20 protein-coding genes and 1 pseudogene are annotated in these 14,332 nt (G+C 68.4%); 11 read left to right on the top strand and 10 right to left on the bottom strand.

Translation table 11 applies throughout. The features are described 5' to 3' along the window. The first annotated feature begins 5 nt into the window (after positions 1–5). Together ACWPXE_RS16780 and ACWPXE_RS16775 are read left to right on the top strand one after the other, a co-directional pair. A complete protein-coding gene (locus ACWPXE_RS16780; RefSeq protein ID WP_454018715.1) occupies positions 6–587 on the top strand; it encodes a sigma-70 family RNA polymerase sigma factor in 582 nt (193 codons plus the stop codon). After that, positions 587–661: pseudogene (locus ACWPXE_RS16775) on the top strand (hypothetical protein); the annotation flags it as partial. The gene ACWPXE_RS16780 and the pseudogene ACWPXE_RS16775, both read left to right, overlap by 1 nt. 143 nt (positions 662–804) lie before the next feature. On the opposite strand, the gene ACWPXE_RS16770 reads toward ACWPXE_RS16775, so the two are convergent. Then, on the bottom strand, positions 805–1,035 hold the full coding sequence (locus ACWPXE_RS16770) for a hypothetical protein (protein ID WP_454018787.1): 231 nt from the start codon (positions 1,033–1,035) through the stop codon (positions 805–807). A 3-nt stretch (positions 1,036–1,038) separates the two neighbouring features. Here ACWPXE_RS16770 and ACWPXE_RS16765 point away from each other — a divergent pair, with 3 nt between their 5' ends. Next, on the top strand, positions 1,039–1,368 hold the full coding sequence (locus ACWPXE_RS16765) for an anti-sigma factor family protein (RefSeq protein ID WP_247896150.1): 330 nt from the start codon (positions 1,039–1,041) through the stop codon (positions 1,366–1,368). Positions 1,369–1,543: 175 nt separating this feature from the next. After that, positions 1,544–1,927, top strand: coding sequence for a GcrA family cell cycle regulator (locus ACWPXE_RS16760; protein WP_014240942.1), 384 nt, complete (start codon positions 1,544–1,546; stop codon positions 1,925–1,927). 103 nt (positions 1,928–2,030) lie between these two features. Here ACWPXE_RS16760 and ACWPXE_RS16755 read toward each other — a convergent pair whose 3' ends face one another. The 4 genes from ACWPXE_RS16755 to ACWPXE_RS16740 form a co-directional block, all read right to left on the bottom strand. Further along, positions 2,031–2,639 carry an exopolysaccharide biosynthesis protein gene (locus ACWPXE_RS16755; protein ID WP_454018714.1) on the bottom strand — a complete coding sequence of 203 codons (609 nt, stop codon included), beginning with the start codon at positions 2,637–2,639 and terminating at the stop codon, positions 2,031–2,033. 90 nt (positions 2,640–2,729) lie between these two features. Beyond that, entirely contained in the window at positions 2,730–3,110 is a 381-nt protein-coding gene (locus ACWPXE_RS16750; RefSeq protein WP_454018713.1) for an oxidoreductase, read from the bottom strand. A gap of 157 nt (positions 3,111–3,267) precedes the next feature. Then, complete coding sequence (locus tag ACWPXE_RS16745; protein ID WP_454018712.1) at positions 3,268–4,491, bottom strand: NADP-dependent isocitrate dehydrogenase; 1,224 nt, start codon at positions 4,489–4,491, stop codon at positions 3,268–3,270. Positions 4,492–4,731: 240 nt separating this feature from the next. Beyond that, positions 4,732–5,316: an LOG family protein gene (locus tag ACWPXE_RS16740; protein ID WP_454018711.1), complete on the bottom strand. Its 585-nt coding sequence runs from the start codon at positions 5,314–5,316 to the stop codon at positions 4,732–4,734. Between the two features lie 142 nt (positions 5,317–5,458). Between ACWPXE_RS16740 and ACWPXE_RS16735 the strand changes: the two genes are divergently transcribed. Beyond that, positions 5,459–5,668, top strand: a complete 210-nt coding sequence (locus ACWPXE_RS16735; RefSeq protein ID WP_454018710.1) for a hypothetical protein — start codon at positions 5,459–5,461, stop codon at positions 5,666–5,668. A 168-nt stretch (positions 5,669–5,836) separates the two neighbouring features. Beyond that, positions 5,837–6,916 (top strand): LysM peptidoglycan-binding domain-containing protein, encoded by a 1,080-nt coding sequence (locus ACWPXE_RS16730; protein WP_237903224.1) that lies wholly within the window; start codon positions 5,837–5,839, stop codon positions 6,914–6,916. A gap of 17 nt (positions 6,917–6,933) precedes the next feature. Here the strand turns inward: ACWPXE_RS16730 and ACWPXE_RS16725 are convergent, their stop codons facing one another. After that, positions 6,934–7,398 carry a hypothetical protein gene (locus tag ACWPXE_RS16725; protein ID WP_149163256.1) on the bottom strand — a complete coding sequence of 155 codons (465 nt, stop codon included), beginning with the start codon at positions 7,396–7,398 and terminating at the stop codon, positions 6,934–6,936. Between the two features lie 127 nt (positions 7,399–7,525). Between ACWPXE_RS16725 and ACWPXE_RS16720 the strand changes: the two genes are divergently transcribed. Continuing rightward, positions 7,526–8,224, top strand: coding sequence for a phosphatidylserine decarboxylase (locus ACWPXE_RS16720; protein WP_014240934.1), 699 nt, complete (start codon positions 7,526–7,528; stop codon positions 8,222–8,224). Next, entirely contained in the window at positions 8,221–9,129 is a 909-nt protein-coding gene (gene pssA / locus ACWPXE_RS16715; protein ID WP_454018709.1) for a CDP-diacylglycerol--serine O-phosphatidyltransferase, read from the top strand. The genes ACWPXE_RS16720 and pssA overlap by 4 nt, the downstream gene beginning before the upstream one ends. A gap of 22 nt (positions 9,130–9,151) precedes the next feature. Here the strand turns inward: pssA and ACWPXE_RS16710 are convergent, their stop codons facing one another. Beyond that, positions 9,152–9,490: a hypothetical protein gene (locus ACWPXE_RS16710; RefSeq protein ID WP_454018708.1), complete on the bottom strand. Its 339-nt coding sequence runs from the start codon at positions 9,488–9,490 to the stop codon at positions 9,152–9,154. 353 nt (positions 9,491–9,843) lie between these two features. Between ACWPXE_RS16710 and ACWPXE_RS16705 the strand changes: the two genes are divergently transcribed. Then, a complete protein-coding gene (locus ACWPXE_RS16705) occupies positions 9,844–10,434 on the top strand; it encodes an N-acetyltransferase family protein (RefSeq protein WP_454018707.1) in 591 nt (196 codons plus the stop codon). Positions 10,435–10,446: 12 nt separating this feature from the next. Here the strand turns inward: ACWPXE_RS16705 and prmB are convergent, their stop codons facing one another. Together prmB and arsC are read right to left on the bottom strand one after the other, a co-directional pair. Further along, positions 10,447–11,388, bottom strand: coding sequence for a 50S ribosomal protein L3 N(5)-glutamine methyltransferase (gene prmB, locus ACWPXE_RS16700; protein ID WP_454018706.1), 942 nt, complete (start codon positions 11,386–11,388; stop codon positions 10,447–10,449). Continuing rightward, positions 11,389–11,730: an arsenate reductase (glutaredoxin) gene (gene arsC / locus ACWPXE_RS16695; RefSeq protein WP_014240928.1), complete on the bottom strand. Its 342-nt coding sequence runs from the start codon at positions 11,728–11,730 to the stop codon at positions 11,389–11,391. Between the two features lie 208 nt (positions 11,731–11,938). Here arsC and serA point away from each other — a divergent pair, with 208 nt between their 5' ends. Both serA and ACWPXE_RS16685 read left to right on the top strand, forming a co-directional pair. Then, a complete protein-coding gene (gene serA, locus ACWPXE_RS16690; protein ID WP_119510170.1) occupies positions 11,939–13,186 on the top strand; it encodes a phosphoglycerate dehydrogenase in 1,248 nt (415 codons plus the stop codon). Between the two features lie 143 nt (positions 13,187–13,329). Beyond that, positions 13,330–14,004 (top strand): hypothetical protein, encoded by a 675-nt coding sequence (locus tag ACWPXE_RS16685; protein ID WP_454018705.1) that lies wholly within the window; start codon positions 13,330–13,332, stop codon positions 14,002–14,004. Positions 14,005–14,020: 16 nt separating this feature from the next. On the opposite strand, the gene ACWPXE_RS16680 is transcribed toward ACWPXE_RS16685, so the two are convergent. After that, positions 14,021–14,275: an HNH endonuclease gene (locus ACWPXE_RS16680; RefSeq protein ID WP_454018704.1), complete on the bottom strand. Its 255-nt coding sequence runs from the start codon at positions 14,273–14,275 to the stop codon at positions 14,021–14,023. Between the last annotated feature and the right edge of the window lie 57 nt (positions 14,276–14,332).

Below are 14,332 nucleotides of genomic sequence, written 5' to 3'. Positions count from 1 at the left end.
GCCGCATGCCTCTGCCAAAGCCGCCTCCCGACCCTTATCCAGTGAACGGCCCGCCAGCCAATGGCCCCTCTGCCAATGGCCCGGTGGACGAGCGGGCCATCGCCGCGCAGGTGCCGCGGCTGCGCCGCTACGCCGCCGCGCTGGCCGGCAACCTGTCCGACGCCGACGACCTCGTGCAGGACTGCATCGAGAAGGCGCTGGCCAACCGGCACACGCTGCGGGACGTCACCCGGCTTGGCGGCTGGCTGCTGTCGATCCTGCACAACCTGCATGTCTCCGGCCTGCGCTGGCGCCGCCGCCGCGGGCCGGAGGTGCCGGTGGAGGACCTCGCCAACGATCTGGCGCTCAGCGCCGCCCCCGCCGACCGGGCGGAGGTGAGGGATTTCGTGCGCGCCTTCAACCAGCTGTCGGAGGAGCATCGGGCCGTGCTGCTGCTGACCGGGCTGGAGGGGCTGTCCTACCGCGAGTCGGCGGAGGTGCTGGGGGTTCCGGTGGGAACCGTTATGTCGCGGCTGGCCCGCGCCCGGGAACGGCTGCGCGTCCTGCTGGACGGCGGGACGGAGCAGGCGGTGAGGAGGATCAAGTGATGGACACCGAACCGGACGCCCCGGTGACCGAGGCCGAACTGCACGCCTGGATGGACGGCGAATTGCCGGAGGAGCGGCGCGGCGAGGTCGAGCGCCATCTGGCGGGCAACCCCGATCTGGCCCGCCGCTTCGAGCGCTACCGCGCCCAGCGGGCGATGCTCCAGGGAACCTTCAGCCCGTTGATCGACCGGCCGTTGCCGGCGGCCCTGGTGCCGCCCTACGGCCGCGCCGGCCGGCCGGCGGTGCGCCGCTGGCTTCCGGCGCTGGCCGCCGCGGCGGTCCTGCTGGTGTTCGTCGCCGGTGGGGCGGGGGCTGGTGGCTGCGCGGCTGGTCGGGCGGGGCGGGCGGCGGTGGGGCGGCCTTCGTCGCCGACGCGGTGGCCGCGCACCGGGTCTTCGCGGTGGAGGTCCGCCATCCCGTGGAGGTCGGGGCCGACCAGGAGGCGCATCTGGTGGGCTGGCTGTCCAAGCGCCTGGGCAAGCCCCTGCAAGCGCCGCGGCTTGCCGACAAGGGTTACGATCTGGTGGGTGGTCGGCTGCTGTCCGACGCGCGGGGGCCGGCGGCCCAGCTCATGTACCAGGATGCGGCCGGTCGCCGCATCACCCTCTACATCCGGCCGGCCTCGGATGCGCCCGACACCTCCTTCCGGTTTGCCCAGGACGGCAACGTTCAGGCTTTCTACTGGCGGGACAACGGTTTGGCGTGGGCGGTAACGGGCGACCTCGATCGAGTGACCCTTTCGGCCATAGCCGAGGAGGTGTACGGCGCGTTGAACTCATAACACCCACAGACTTATGCACAGGAATGTTGCGCAAGCCCCCTATCCCTCTATCCGGCCATCTGGTAGGTTGGCCGTCGTTGGGCACAAAATATTGCGCCTTATGGAAAACGGCCGTCTGGTCGGAAGGTATATTGGTTAACCAAGTCACCGGTTACCGGACCACGGGAGACAGGGGATGAGTTGGACGGACGAACGGGTTCAGCAGCTTAAGGACCTCTGGGCCCAGGGGCTGAGCGCGAGTGAAATCGCGGACATCCTGGGCGACATCACCCGCAACGCGGTGATCGGAAAAGCGCACCGCCTCGGCTTGTCGGGACGCCCGTCGCCGATCAAGAAGAAGCCGACCCGCGGCGCGACGATCCTCGCCTTGACCGAGCGCATGTGCAAATGGCCGGTCGGCGATCCGAAGCACCAGGACTTCCATTTCTGCGGCAAGCCCTCGCTGCCCGGCCTGCCTTACTGCGCCGAGCACGCGGCGGTGGCTTACCAGCCGGCGTCCTCCGGCAAGAAGCGCGACGAGGACCGCAACACCGGTGAGCGCAACGTCGGCGCCGCCTAGACTCCGCCGGGTTTCTCCGCCGGATTTCCGGATTTCGGGCGCTCTTCACGCGGGCGCCCGCCCGACACGGCGACCGGATCGGCGGCCGTAAGAGGAGCGCCGGTCAGATGGGCGCCGCGGTGATCGCCCACCAGCTTCCGGCGATCAGCATCGCCGAGACACCCGCCGCCGCCACGCCCAGCCCCAGACCGGCGGCGACCGCCAGACCGTCCTTCACGATCAGCCCCAGCGCGATCACCAGCACCGCCAGACCGGGCAGGGTGTTGCCGAACGGGATGGGCAGGGCGATCAGAACGCCCATCACCAGCACGAAGAGGCCCAGCGGCCGCAGCACACCCCGGTGAGTCAGCGACGGCCAGCGCGTGCGCAGCCGGGCCTCCAGCCTCTCGACCAGCGGTGTACCCTTCTCCACGATCTTTTCAAGCGTGGTACGCGCCACACGGCGGCGCCCGATCCAGCCCGGCACCTCCAGCCGGTCGCGGCCGACGATCATCTGGATGGCCACCAGCGCCAACACCGTGCCGAAGATCAGGCCCGCCGGCAGCCCCGGCGTTGGCACCACGGCCGGGATCGCCAGCGCCAGCAGCAGAAAACCCGGCGCCCGGTCGCCGAGATGGCCCAGGACCTCCCCCAGCGTCGGCTTGTCGCCGGTCATGCGTCCGTGCAGCTTTCTGAGCAGCGCGGACGCCCGTGCCGGGTCCTTCATGTCCATGACCTGCCCCAACTCCCTCTTTCATCGTCGCCGCGTGGATGTGGTGGCGCGGCGGCTCGCAGGAAAGGGGGAGTTGGACAAAGGCGGGGGTCAATACTTCTCGACCTCGTGCTTCAACTGCACCAGACGGCCGCTCAGCAGCGACAGCATGAGCTGCACCAGCATCTCGTGAACGATCAGCGTGTGGTGGTTTCCGCTGTCCTGCATCTGCTGGCGCAGCGCCTCGCGCACCTTCGGTACGCCGGTCACGTCGATCAGCACGTCCACCGCCTCGCCGAGCCGTGCGAGGTCCATGAAATCGGTCGTGGTGACGACGCCGCGCTCGCGGGCGAGCCGCATGCCGGGCGCCTCGGTGTCCAGGTCGGCGACGCCGAGAATCTCGACGAAGGGGGCGTCCAGAAGCTGCGTCAGCAGGGGCGTTCCGGTTTCGCCGGCGCCGATCACGGCGATGCGGAAGATGTCCTTGGCCATGGGAAAGTCTCGAATTCCGGTTCGTCAGCTCCGCACCGGCATCGCGCCGCGCGGGCAAGAAAAAAGGCGGGGAGCCGAAACTCCCCGCCGCAACCTTACATCGACCGGGCGTCCCGTTTGACCGGGACGCGTCGTCGCACCTGACGCGGAACGCGCGTCACGCCCAGGCGGCCATCTTCTTCTGCAGGTTCTCGTCCAGCTTGTCGAGGAACTGCTTGGTGGTCAGCCAGGGCTGATCCGGACCGATGAGGATCGCGAGATCCTTGGTCATGAAGCCCGACTCGACGGTCTCGACGCAGACGCGTTCCAGCGTCTCGGCGAACTTCACGACGTCCGGCGTGTTGTCGAACTTGCCGCGGTAGGCCAGACCCTGCGTCCAGGCGTAGATCGAGGCGATCGGGTTGGTGGAGGTCTCCTTGCCCTTCTGGTGCTCGCGGTAGTGGCGGGTCACCGTGCCGTGGGCGGCCTCCGCCTCGACGGTCTTGCCGTCCGGCGTGATCAGCACCGAGGTCATCAGGCCCAGCGAGCCGAAGCCCTGCGCCACGATGTCCGACTGCACGTCGCCGTCGTAGTTCTTGCAGGCCCACACGAAGCCGCCTTCCCACTTCAGGGCCGAGGCGACCATGTCGTCGATCAGGCGGTGCTCGTAGACGAGGCCCTTGGCCTTGAACTGGGCGGCGTAATGCTCGTCGAACACCTTCTGGAAGATGTCCTTGAAGCGCCCGTCATAGGCCTTGAGGATCGTGTTCTTGGTGGACAGATAGACCGGGTAGCCGCGCTCCAGACCGTACATGAAGCTGGAGTGGGCGAAGCCCTCGATCGACTCGTCCAGGTTGTACATGCCCATGGCGACGCCGGAGGCGGGGAAGTCGTACACCTCGTGCTCGATCGGCTCGCCGCCGCCTTCCGGCACCCACTTGATCGTCAGCTTGCCCTTGCCGGGAACGACGAAGTCGGTGGCCTTGTACTGGTCGCCGAAGGCGTGGCGGCCAATGATGATCGGCTTGGTCCAGCCCGGAACGTAGCGCGGAACGTTGGAGCAGACGATCGGCTCGCGGAAGACGGTGCCGCCCAGGATGTTGCGGATCGTGCCGTTCGGCGACTTCCACATCTTCTTGAGATTGAACTCCGTCACCCGCGCCTCGTCCGGGGTGATGGTCGCGCACTTGACGCCGACGCCGTACTGCTTGATCGCGTTGGCGGACTCGACCGTCACCCGGTCATCCGTCTTGTCGCGGTTCTCGACGCTGAGATCGTAGTATTTCAGGTCGATGTCGAGATACGGCAGGATCAGCTTGTCCTTGATGAACTGCCAGATGATGCGCGTCATCTCGTCGCCGTCGAGTTCGACGACCGGATTGGCTACCTTGATCTTCGTCATGGGTGCGAGTTCTCCCCGAACGGGTAGGGGTTGTCTTATGCTTGGACGCCGGGCGCGCTGTGCGAGGGCACGGGCCGGGGCGTCCATCCGAAGACGGGCCCCGGTTCCCCGGACGGAAACGGATGGCGGTTATATAGCACCGGGGCACCGCCGAAAGAAAGGACCGCGGGGCATCAAAACAGACGATATCGCGCTGAAAACGGCGCGATTTGCGCGATCTGGTCCTACCACTTGGTCTTTTCAGAGCTTTTGTGTGGGAATCTTCAACGTGGGCTCCGGTTCATAGGCCAGCGCGGCGAACACATCGTCCACGTCATCGACGACGGTGTACAGCGCGCGGTGCGCCGGCTGGGTGAAGCCCTGCGCCACCGTATGGTCGATCAGGCCGAGCAGCGGGCGCCAATAGCCGTCCACATCCACGATCACCACCGGCTTGTCGTGCAGGCCCAACTGCTTCCAGGTCAGGATCTCGAACGCCTCGTCCAGCGTGCCGAGGCCGCCCGGCAGCACCACGAAGGCGTCGGCCCGGTCCACCATCGTTCGTTTGCGGGTGTGCATGCTGTCGACGACGTGCAGTTCGGTCAGGCCGGTGTGCTCGATCTCGGCGGCCTGGATGTGTTCTGGGATGATGCCGACGACCTGCCCCCCGGCTGCGAGCGCGGCGTCGGCGGCGATGCCCATCAGCCCGACGCGCCCGCCGCCGTAGATCAGCTGGATGCCCCGCCGGGCGAGCCCGTCGCCCAACATATGGGCGGCCTCCTTGTGGACAGCGGCGACGCGGCTGGATGAGCCGCAATAGACGCAGACGGAATTCGGGGCTCTCATCGCTCACCCTTTCTCGCCGGTTGGGTACACGTTCCGGTGACTGTTCCGGTGCGCCCGGCGGGGTCACCTAATGCAAGGGAATAGCAAAGCCGGGGCGGCGTCTACCCGGACATCGGACTTCAGCCCATCGGGAGGAATCATTATGGATTCGCGCGTCGTCAACGCCCTGGCCGCCATCTCGGTGGCCACATTCCTGTTCCTCGGTTTCGGCGGCGGGATCGGCTTTCTGACCGGCGGGGGCAAGGCGAACGCGGGCGGCGCCACGACGGTTCAGGTCACGGAAACCAGCGTCTCCGCGGCTGACCTTTCCTCCGGCCGCCATTCCGAGACGGTCGCCAAGCTGGAGAAGTGAGCCTGGAGGCGTGAGCATGGGGTAGCACCGCCCGGCAGCGCGAAGGCGGTGCGCGGGTCCCGATGCGGCTATGGGTCTGCTCCATCGGCGGTGTTCAGTTCCACTGCCGCAATCTGCTATCCTGCCGCAAGCCGGCGTGTCTGCCGGCAATGATGCGGCGGTGCTCCGGTGAAGCAAGCTCTCCTGTTCGGCGGTGCGGCGACGGTCGCCGCGGCTGCCGTTGTCGCGTATCTGGCCTTCGATCCGGCGCCCGCGCCGGTCTCCCGCGCCGGAACGGCCGGTTCCGGAACAACCGTCGCGCTGGGCAGCGTGTCCCCGGCCAAGCCTCCGGCCAACACGCCCGCCCCGGCGAAGGCCGCGGAGGAGCCCGCCGGTCCGCGCTTTGACATCGTGCGCGTCGCGCCGGACGGCGCCACCGTGATGGCCGGGCGCGCCACGCCGGGCTCGTCGGTGACCGTCCATGACGGGGAGCGCGCGCTCGGTTCCGTCAACGCCGACGCGCGCGGTGAGTGGGTCCTTCTTCCCGATCAGCCGCTGGCCCCCGGCGCCCGCGAACTGAGCCTGTCGGAGAAGGCGACCCCCGCCGCCGAGCCGACCCCGTCGGAGCGCGTCGTGGTGGTCGTGGTGCCCGACCCGCCGCCCGCCACCGGTGGGGCGTCTTCGGAAGCGCCGACAGGTCCGCTGGCCGTCGCCATGCCGCGCGATGGGCTGGGCGACGGGCGGGGCGGCAGCACGATCCTGCAGGCTCCGAAGGGGCCGGCCGCCCCGGCGACCCGCGGCGTGGCGGCCCCGCCGCCGCCGGGGGGCGTGTCGCTGGAAAGCATGGATTACGACGCCTCGGGTCGGGTCGCCATGGGCGGCCGGGCGCAGCCGGGAAGCGCCGTGCAGCTCTATCTCGACAATCTTCTGGTCGGCAGCGCCCACACCGACCCGAACGGTCAATGGCGGCTGCGCCCGGAGCGCGCCGTGGCGCCGGGCGTCTACACGTTGCGCGCTGATCAGGTTACCGACTCGGGCAAGGTCACCGCCCGCGTCGAGCTGCCGGTTCAGGTGTCGGAAGTTCCGGCCAACCTGCCGGACGGCCGATCGATGGTTGTCCAGCCCGGCAACAGCCTGTGGCGGATCGCCCGCTCCACCTACGGGCACGGCGTGCAGTACACGCTGATCTACGAGGCCAACCGCGGCCAGATCCGCGATCCGGACCTGATCTATCCCGGCCAGATCTTCGCGCTGCCAGTCTCGAACTGAGCTTTTTCGAACTGACTTTACAGGTAAGGGGCGAGCAGGCGCAGGAAGGGCCGCGCCTGCTGGAGCGCGACCACCGTCTGGTGGATCAGATCCTCCGGCGTCGCCTGGCCCTCATATTCCGCTTCGGAGAACAGCAGGATCTTCTGGCCCTCCTGGACAAGGAAGCGGGTTCCCCGGCGGTCCTGGATGCCGCGCAGGATCGCCAGGAGCTGGCGCCGCCGCTCCGGCGACTGGGCGGTGTAGGGGATGTGGCCGATCTCCGCCCATACCTGCGAGCGCGACTTTTCCCCGTCGAAGCCGACGGCGATGCTGAAGGGCAGCCCGTCGGCCATGAAATGCAGCCGCGCCGGGCGCGGCGGCTGGGCAATGCCCAGCACGCCCTCGGGAGTCATCACGAAGGTGTCGGGGCTGAAGGGCAGGGCGGTCTGCGAGACCTGCGCGAGCGACGGCATGGCCTGAAGGCGGGCAGCGGGAACGGACACGGGGGCTCGCTCATTCCTGTGGTGTCGGTGGCGTCACTCTCCACCTTCCCTGCTAAAATTCTGTAAAGGGCGGGGGATGCTGTCTAGAATGCGCCGCTCCAACGATCCGAGGCTGAAGTAACCGGCGATGTCCGCCCTCAATACCGTAGTCGTTCCGATCCACCGCGCCGGCTGGCCCTTCATCGCCGCCTTCGCCGTGGTCTCCCTGATTCTCGGGCTTGCCGTGGCGAAGCCGCTGGGCTGGCTGGGTCTCGTGCTCACCCTGTGGTGCGTGTATTTCTTCCGCGATCCCGATCGCGTGACGCCGACGCGCCCCGGCCTGCTGGTCAGCCCCGCCGACGGGCGCGTGACCATGATCGTTCCCGCGGTTCCGCCGCCGGAGCTGGGCATGGGCGACAAGCCGCTGACCCGCGTCAGCATCTTCCTCAACGTCTTCAACGTGCACGTCAACCGCGTGCCGGCGGACGGCACGGTGGTGGCGGCGGAGTATCACAAGGGCACCTTCGTGAACGCCGCGCTGGACAAGGCCAGCGAGGAGAACGAACGCGCCGCCTTCCGCCACCGTCTTCCCGACGGGCGTGAGATTGCCTATGTGCAGATTGCCGGCCTCGTCGCCCGCCGCATCCTTTACTGGGTGAAGGCCGGCCAGGAGGTCAAGGCGGGCGAGCGGTTCGGCCTGATCCGATTCGGCAGCCGCACCGACGTCTATCTGCCGGACGGCGTGGTTCCGCTGGTCTGCGTCGGGCAGACGGCGATCGGCGGCGAGACCGTGCTGGCCGACCTGACTGCCACCGAACCGCAACGGCAGGGGGATGTCCGCCGATGAAGCGACCGGTCTTCAAGCCGGCAGTGTTCCGCAAGCGCCGGGCGCGCCGCCCGCATCCGCGGCTGAAGGGGTTGTCGATCAACCATCTTCTTCCCAACGTGCTGACGGTGCTGGCGCTGTGCTCCGGCCTGACGGCCATCCGCTTCGCCATGCACGAGCGGTGGGAGCAGGCGGTCGTCTGCATCGTCATCGCGGCGATCTTCGACGCGCTGGACGGGCGGATCGCCCGCCTGCTGAACGGGCAGAGCAAGTTCGGCGCCGAGTTGGACAGCCTGTCCGACGTCATCAGCTTCGGCGTGGCCCCCGCCTTCATGATGTATCTGTGGGCGCTGAACGGCGCCGGCAGCCTGGGCTGGATCGCCGCCATGGCCTACGCGGTCTGCGCGGCGCTGCGGCTGGCCCGCTTCAACTCCCGGCTGGACGTCGACCTGCCGCCGTGGGCCTTCAACTACTTCACCGGCGTCCCCGCCCCGGCGGGCGCCGGTCTGGCCGTCCTTCCCATGGTCATCGGCTTCGAGGCCGGGCCGGACATCGCCGGCCATCCGGCCGTCGTGGTGCCCTGGACGCTGGCGATGGGCGGGCTTATGGTCAGCACGCTGCCGACCTTCTCCTTCAAGGGCATGCGGGTGCCGACCCAGTATGTGGTGCCGGGTCTGGTCGGTGTCGGCCTGCTCGCCGCCTCGCTGGTCAGCCAGCCCTGGTGGACGCTGGCGTTCCTCGGGCTGGCCTATCTGGCGAGCCTGCCTTTCTCGGTGGCGCAGTTCCGCAAGCTGCAGCAGGCCGCCCAGCTGATGAAGGAGACGGAGGAGGCGCCGACGGAGGAGACTGTCGTCCCCGCTTCGGACGCGCCGCCCCCGTCGCCTGAAATGTTGTCTGAAAAGACCAGGACGCCGTCGTCCGACTGACGCCGGACGCCCGCTGTCGCCGTCACTCGGCGGCGGCGGGCAGGTCCAGCGGCAGGGTCCGTTCGGTCACGGCGACCGTCAGGACCATCGGGATCTGGCGCAGGCAATTGCCGACATGGTTCGACTCCGCGGCGACCATGCCGGTCATTTCGACCTCCACGGTCAGCGTCTCGCCCAGCAGGCGGCTGTTCAGCGACAGCGGGACGAGGCCGCGCTTGGCGAACAGCTCCAGCACGCGGGGCAGGGTGCCGGGATCGGCATCGGCCTGCACGGCGAAGCGGACGAGGCGGTTCGGATCGGTCGGACGGGATTCGGTGGCGGGCGCCGCCAGCGTGACGGTGGACAACGTGACGGTGGACATGGGTCGCTCTTACCTTGGTCTTGAGTCGATGAGTGCAGGATCAGACCTGCAGACGTGCGAAAACCCCGGCTCTCACGCGAGAACCGGGCTGCTAATTCGCAGACCCAGGGTAAGGTGACGGTCCATCATGGGCGTCAGGATAGGGCGACGGGCGGCCACGGTCAATGGAGTCGGGAAATTCCCTCTCCCGCCCCGGGAGAGGGAAGGGGCCCGCGCCGCAGGCGTGGGAAGGGTGAGGGTGTCGCCCAGGATTGCCCTCTTGATCCTTGTTCGACCCTCACCCACCCGCTGTCGCGGGCACCCTCTCCCGGGACGGCAGAGGGGAATCACGCTTTCAACAGGAAACGCGGGTCATGAACGACAACGGCATCCACATCCGCCCGGCCGAGCCGGACGACGCGCCGGAGCTGGCGCGGCTCATCGACATAGCCGGCGGCGGCATCTACGAGTTCCTGCTCGACGGGCTGGTGCCCGGCCAGACGGCGGCGGAGATGCTGGTGCCCGGGCTGGCGGGCACGTCCGGGTCCTTCTCCCACCGCCACTCGGGCGTGGCGGAGGCGGCAGGGCGCATCGTCGGGGTTGCCCACGCCTATCCCGTGGACTGGATCAAGACCCAGGACTACACCGGACTGCCCGTCGACCGGCTGGCCCATATGGAGGATTTCAGCCGGGTGCACGACTGGGGCAGCTACTTCCTGTCGGCGCTGGCCGTCGATCCGGCGTGGCGCCGCCGCGGCATCGCCTCCCAGCTTCTCGCCTGGGTCTATGAGCGGGCGCGCCGCGGCCGGTTCGACCGGGTGACGCTGCATGTCTGGGCCGACAACGCCGACGCCCGCCAACTCTATGCCAAGGAAGGCTTCGCCGAGATCGGCCGCGCCGACATCCCCTGGCACGAGCGGCTGCCGCACCAGGGGGGAAGCGTGCTGCTCCGGCGTCCGGTCTGATCAGCGGTCCGGTTACTTGCCCGCCTTCAGCTGGTCGCGGGTCAGCCAGAAGACCTCGCCGAAGCTGTTGGCGGTCTCGACCCAGAAGAAGTCGAGGTCCGGATATTCGGCTTCCAGGATCTCGCGGCCCGTGCCGAACTCGCAAAGCAGGCCGCCTTCCGGCGTCAGGTGCTTGGGCGCCTCCTTCAGGATGCGACGCACGATGTCCAGCCCGTCCTCGCCCGACGCCAGGGCCATTTCCGGCTCGTGGCGGAACTCCGGCGGCAAGGCGGCCATCGCCTCGGCGTCCACATAGGGCGGGTTGGTGATGATGACGTCGTACTTGCGGTTCTTCAGCGGTGCGAACAGGTCGCCGTGGTGCAGGGCGATGCGGTCCTCGAACCCGCTGTCGGCGACGTTGCGCTTGGCCACCTCCAGCGCGTCGGCGGACAGGTCCACCGCGTCCACCTGGGCCTCCGGGAAGATCTGCGCGGCCAGGATGGCGAGGCAGCCGGAGCCGGTGCAGAGGTCGAGCACCCGCTCGACCTCCGTCGGGTCCTCCACCAGCGTGAAGTCGTCGCCGCCGATCAGGTCGGAGAACAGGATCTCCCCGATGTAGGAGCGCGGGACGATCACCCGCTCATCCACATAGAAGGGGATGCCCTGGATGTAGGCCTTGTTCAGCAGGTAGGAGGCCGGCTTGCGCGTCTCCACGCGGGCGTGCAGCAGGTCGGCCACCTTGCGGCGCTCCGCCAGGGTCAGCCGGGCGTCCACATAGGGGTCGAGCTGGTCGATGGGCAGGCTCAGCCCTTCCAGCACCATGAACACCGCCTCGTCATGGGCGTTGGTGGTGCCGTGGCCGTAGTCGAGATCGGCCTCGGTGAAGCGGCTGACGCCGTAGCGGATCAGGTCGCGGACGGTGCGCAGCTCGGTCGCAGCGTCGGCGGGGGTGAGGTCCAGGGAGGGCTTGGTCACTTACAGGATCTCCAGAACGCTTTCCGGCGGACGGCCCACGCGGGCCTTGTCGCCCGTGACGACGATGGGCCGCTCGATGGCGGCGGGGTTGGCGGACAATGCGTCGATCAGGGCATCGCCGTCGAGATCCTTGGCGATCCCGGCCTCCGCCGCCTCCTTGGCGCGCAGGATGTCGCGCGGACCCTTGCCCAGCTTGGCCAGGATGGCCTTCAGCTCGGCCGGGCCGGGCGGGGTCTTCAGATACTCGACGACGGTGGGCTCGACGCCCCTGGACCTCAGAAGCTCCAGCGTCTGGCGCGACTTGGTGCAGCGCGGGTTGTGGTAGATGGTGACGTCGCTCATCCCGGTGTTTCCCTCGCTCTTCCCAGCCATGGCCTTGTCGGTGGCACGAATACACCCGCTCCGCGTGCGGCGCCAACCCGCCATGCGGAATGGCGGCGGCAGCGCAACATCCCTCGCGTGACAAGGCCGGCGCTTGGCATTACCTTGCGCGCTCGCATTATTGGCGGCCCGCCGCGTGCGGGGCCATTCATTTCGACGGATTCCGGCCGTGACGAAGCTCTCGCTCTCCAAGGACAAGATCAACATCCTGCTGCTCGAAGGCGTTCACGACAACGCCATCAACGAGTTGGCGCATGGCGGCTACGCCACCGTGGAGCGTCTGCCGCACGCGCTGGACGAATCGGAGCTGCTGGAGCGCATCGGGTCCGTCCACATGCTGGGCATCCGCTCGCGCACCCATCTGACCGCCAAGGTGCTGGAGGCCGCGAGCCGCCTGTTCAGCGTCGGCTGCTTCTGCATCGGCACGAATCAGGTCGATCTGAAGGCCGCCCGCCGACTCGGCATCCCGGTCTTCAACGCGCCCTATTCGAACACCCGGTCGGTGGCGGAGCTGGTGATCGGCGAGGTCATCATGCTGATGCGCGGCATCTTCTCGAAGTCGACCCTCGTGCATGGCGGCGGCTGGATGAAGTCGGCCAAGGACAGCTACGAGATCCGCGGCAAGACGCTGGGCATCGTCGGCTACGGCCACATTGGCACGCAGGTGTCGATCATGGCCGAATCGATGGGCATGAAGGTCCGCTACTACGACGTCGTGAACAAGCTGGCGCTCGGCAACGCGCAGCCCTGCCACTCGCTGGAGGAGCTGCTGGCGGTGTCCGACGTGGTGACCCTGCACGTCCCCGACACGCCGCAGACCCGCGACATGATCGGCGAGGCACAGATCCGCGCGATGAAGAAGGGCGCCCACCTGATCAACGCCGCCCGCGGCAAGGTCGTGGTGATCGAGGCGCTGGCCGCCGCCCTGAAGGACAAGCATCTGCTGGGTGCGGCCATCGACGTGTTCCCCAAGGAGCCGGGCGGCGACAAGGAGGTGTTCGAGAGCGCGCTGCGCGGGCTCGACAACGTCATCCTGACCCCGCACATCGGCGGCTCGACGATGGAGGCGCAGGCCAACATCGGCACCGAGGTGTCGCAGAAGCTGATCGAGTATTCGGACAACGGCTCGACCATGGGCGCCGTGAACTTCCCGCAGGTCGGCCTGCCGGTCGTCCATGCCGGCTGCACCCGCTTCCTGCACGTCCACGAGAACCGTCCGGGCGTGCTGCGCAAGATCAACGAGGTCTTCTCGGGCCGCAACCTGAACATCGCCGCGCAGTATCTCCAGACAGACCCGGAACTGGGCTACGTCGTGGTGGATGTCGACGGCGATGTGGAGGAGAACGAGGTGGCGAGCGACCTGCGCGCCATCGAGGGCACGCTGAAGGCTCGCTTCCTCTATCCAGGCAAGCGCTGAGGTCCGGCGTTGCGGCCCTTGCCGTCGGCGGGGGCCGCACCGACATAGGCGGAATGATCCTCCGCCCGTTCCGACCGCGCCTGCGCGCCGGCCTTCTGACGCTCCTGTGCCTGGGTGGGGGAGGGCTCGGCTTTTCCGAGCCCGTGGCCGCGCAAACCGCGACGGCCCAAACCGTGATTGCCCAGGGCGGGGTCGCCGCCTGTCCGGACTTCGCGCCGGCCCGCGTGGTCCTCGATCTGCAGATCGCCCCTTTGCGCACCGACTACAGCCAGTCGATCCGCCAACTGGCCCAGAAGCCGGGGCGGCGGCCCGTCGCGGGGCGGACCGCCAATTCTCACACGTTGGGGCTGGCGGCGATCCAATACAATCAGCAATGGCAGGCCGGCGTCATGACGGCATCTCTGGGGCAGGGTCGCTACTGCGGCGCGGCCCAGACCTTGACCGTCACCTTCGGCTACGACGAGCGGACCGTCTATGTCGCCCGCGAGCTGCCGCAGGGCAGTTGCATCCACGGCGAGGTCCTGGCCCACGAGATGCGCCACGTCACGGTGGACGAGCAGCTTCTGCGCGAGTATGTGCCGGTCTTGAAGCGTCGGCTGGAGGATGTGGTCGGCCGTGCCCGACCGGCCCAGGGCCGCTCCGAGCGGCAGGTCATGGCGGCGATCGAGCAGCCGATCAAGGCGGCGATGCGCCAGCTGATGGAGGAGTTCGGACGCGAACGCAACGCGCGTCAGGCCCGCATCGACACCCCCGCCGAATACGAGCGCATCAGCCGGTCCTGCAACGGCGAGATCAACCGTTACCTCGGGCGCGTCTGACCCATCGAGCGGCGCGTCACCGCCGGCGCCCGCGTCCGGAGGCGTGGCGGTCGATGAACTCCGGCGGCTTGCGGGACACCCAGCGCAGGAAGGCGGCGATGTCCGGGTGGGCGCGCAGGCTGGCGATGGTGTTGTAATGGTCGCGCAGCTCCGCCTCGCTCAGCACCGCGTGGATCTTGGCGTGGCAGATGCGGTGCATGGTCAGTGTGTCCCGCCCGCCGTAGGTGCGCGGGATCAGGTGGTGCTCGTTCAGGCTGGGGCCGGGCACCATCGGGCGGCCGCAGAGCGGGCAAGGCGGTTGGGACGAGGGCGGATGCGAAGGAGCGGG

It is taken from the genome of Azospirillum sp. Marseille-Q6669, assembly GCF_965111635.1.
This window is presented reverse-complemented; position numbering and strand designations above follow the sequence as displayed.

Coding starts and splice junctions, on each gene's coding strand:
- ACWPXE_RS16735 (WP_454018710.1), top strand. CDS start 5,459: ATGGATTCGCGCGTCGTCAACGCCCTGGCCGCCATCTCGGTGGCCACA.
- ACWPXE_RS16760 (WP_014240942.1), top strand. CDS start 1,544: ATGAGTTGGACGGACGAACGGGTTCAGCAGCTTAAGGACCTCTGGGCC.
- ACWPXE_RS16750 (WP_454018713.1), bottom strand. CDS start 3,110: ATGGCCAAGGACATCTTCCGCATCGCCGTGATCGGCGCCGGCGAAACC.
- ACWPXE_RS16755 (WP_454018714.1), bottom strand. CDS start 2,639: ATGGACATGAAGGACCCGGCACGGGCGTCCGCGCTGCTCAGAAAGCTG.
- ACWPXE_RS16745 (WP_454018712.1), bottom strand. CDS start 4,491: ATGACGAAGATCAAGGTAGCCAATCCGGTCGTCGAACTCGACGGCGAC.
- ACWPXE_RS16710 (WP_454018708.1), bottom strand. CDS start 9,490: ATGTCCACCGTCACGTTGTCCACCGTCACGCTGGCGGCGCCCGCCACC.
- pssA (WP_454018709.1), top strand. CDS start 8,221: ATGAAGCGACCGGTCTTCAAGCCGGCAGTGTTCCGCAAGCGCCGGGCG.
- ACWPXE_RS16680 (WP_454018704.1), bottom strand. CDS start 14,275: ATGGTGCCCGGCCCCAGCCTGAACGAGCACCACCTGATCCCGCGCACC.
- arsC (WP_014240928.1), bottom strand. CDS start 11,730: ATGAGCGACGTCACCATCTACCACAACCCGCGCTGCACCAAGTCGCGC.
- ACWPXE_RS16740 (WP_454018711.1), bottom strand. CDS start 5,316: ATGAGAGCCCCGAATTCCGTCTGCGTCTATTGCGGCTCATCCAGCCGC.
- ACWPXE_RS16720 (WP_014240934.1), top strand. CDS start 7,526: ATGTCCGCCCTCAATACCGTAGTCGTTCCGATCCACCGCGCCGGCTGG.
- ACWPXE_RS16770 (WP_454018787.1), bottom strand. CDS start 1,035: ATGCGCCTCCTGGTCGGCCCCGACCTCCACGGGATGGCGGACCTCCAC.
- ACWPXE_RS16780 (WP_454018715.1), top strand. CDS start 6: ATGCCTCTGCCAAAGCCGCCTCCCGACCCTTATCCAGTGAACGGCCCG.
- ACWPXE_RS16705 (WP_454018707.1), top strand. CDS start 9,844: ATGAACGACAACGGCATCCACATCCGCCCGGCCGAGCCGGACGACGCG.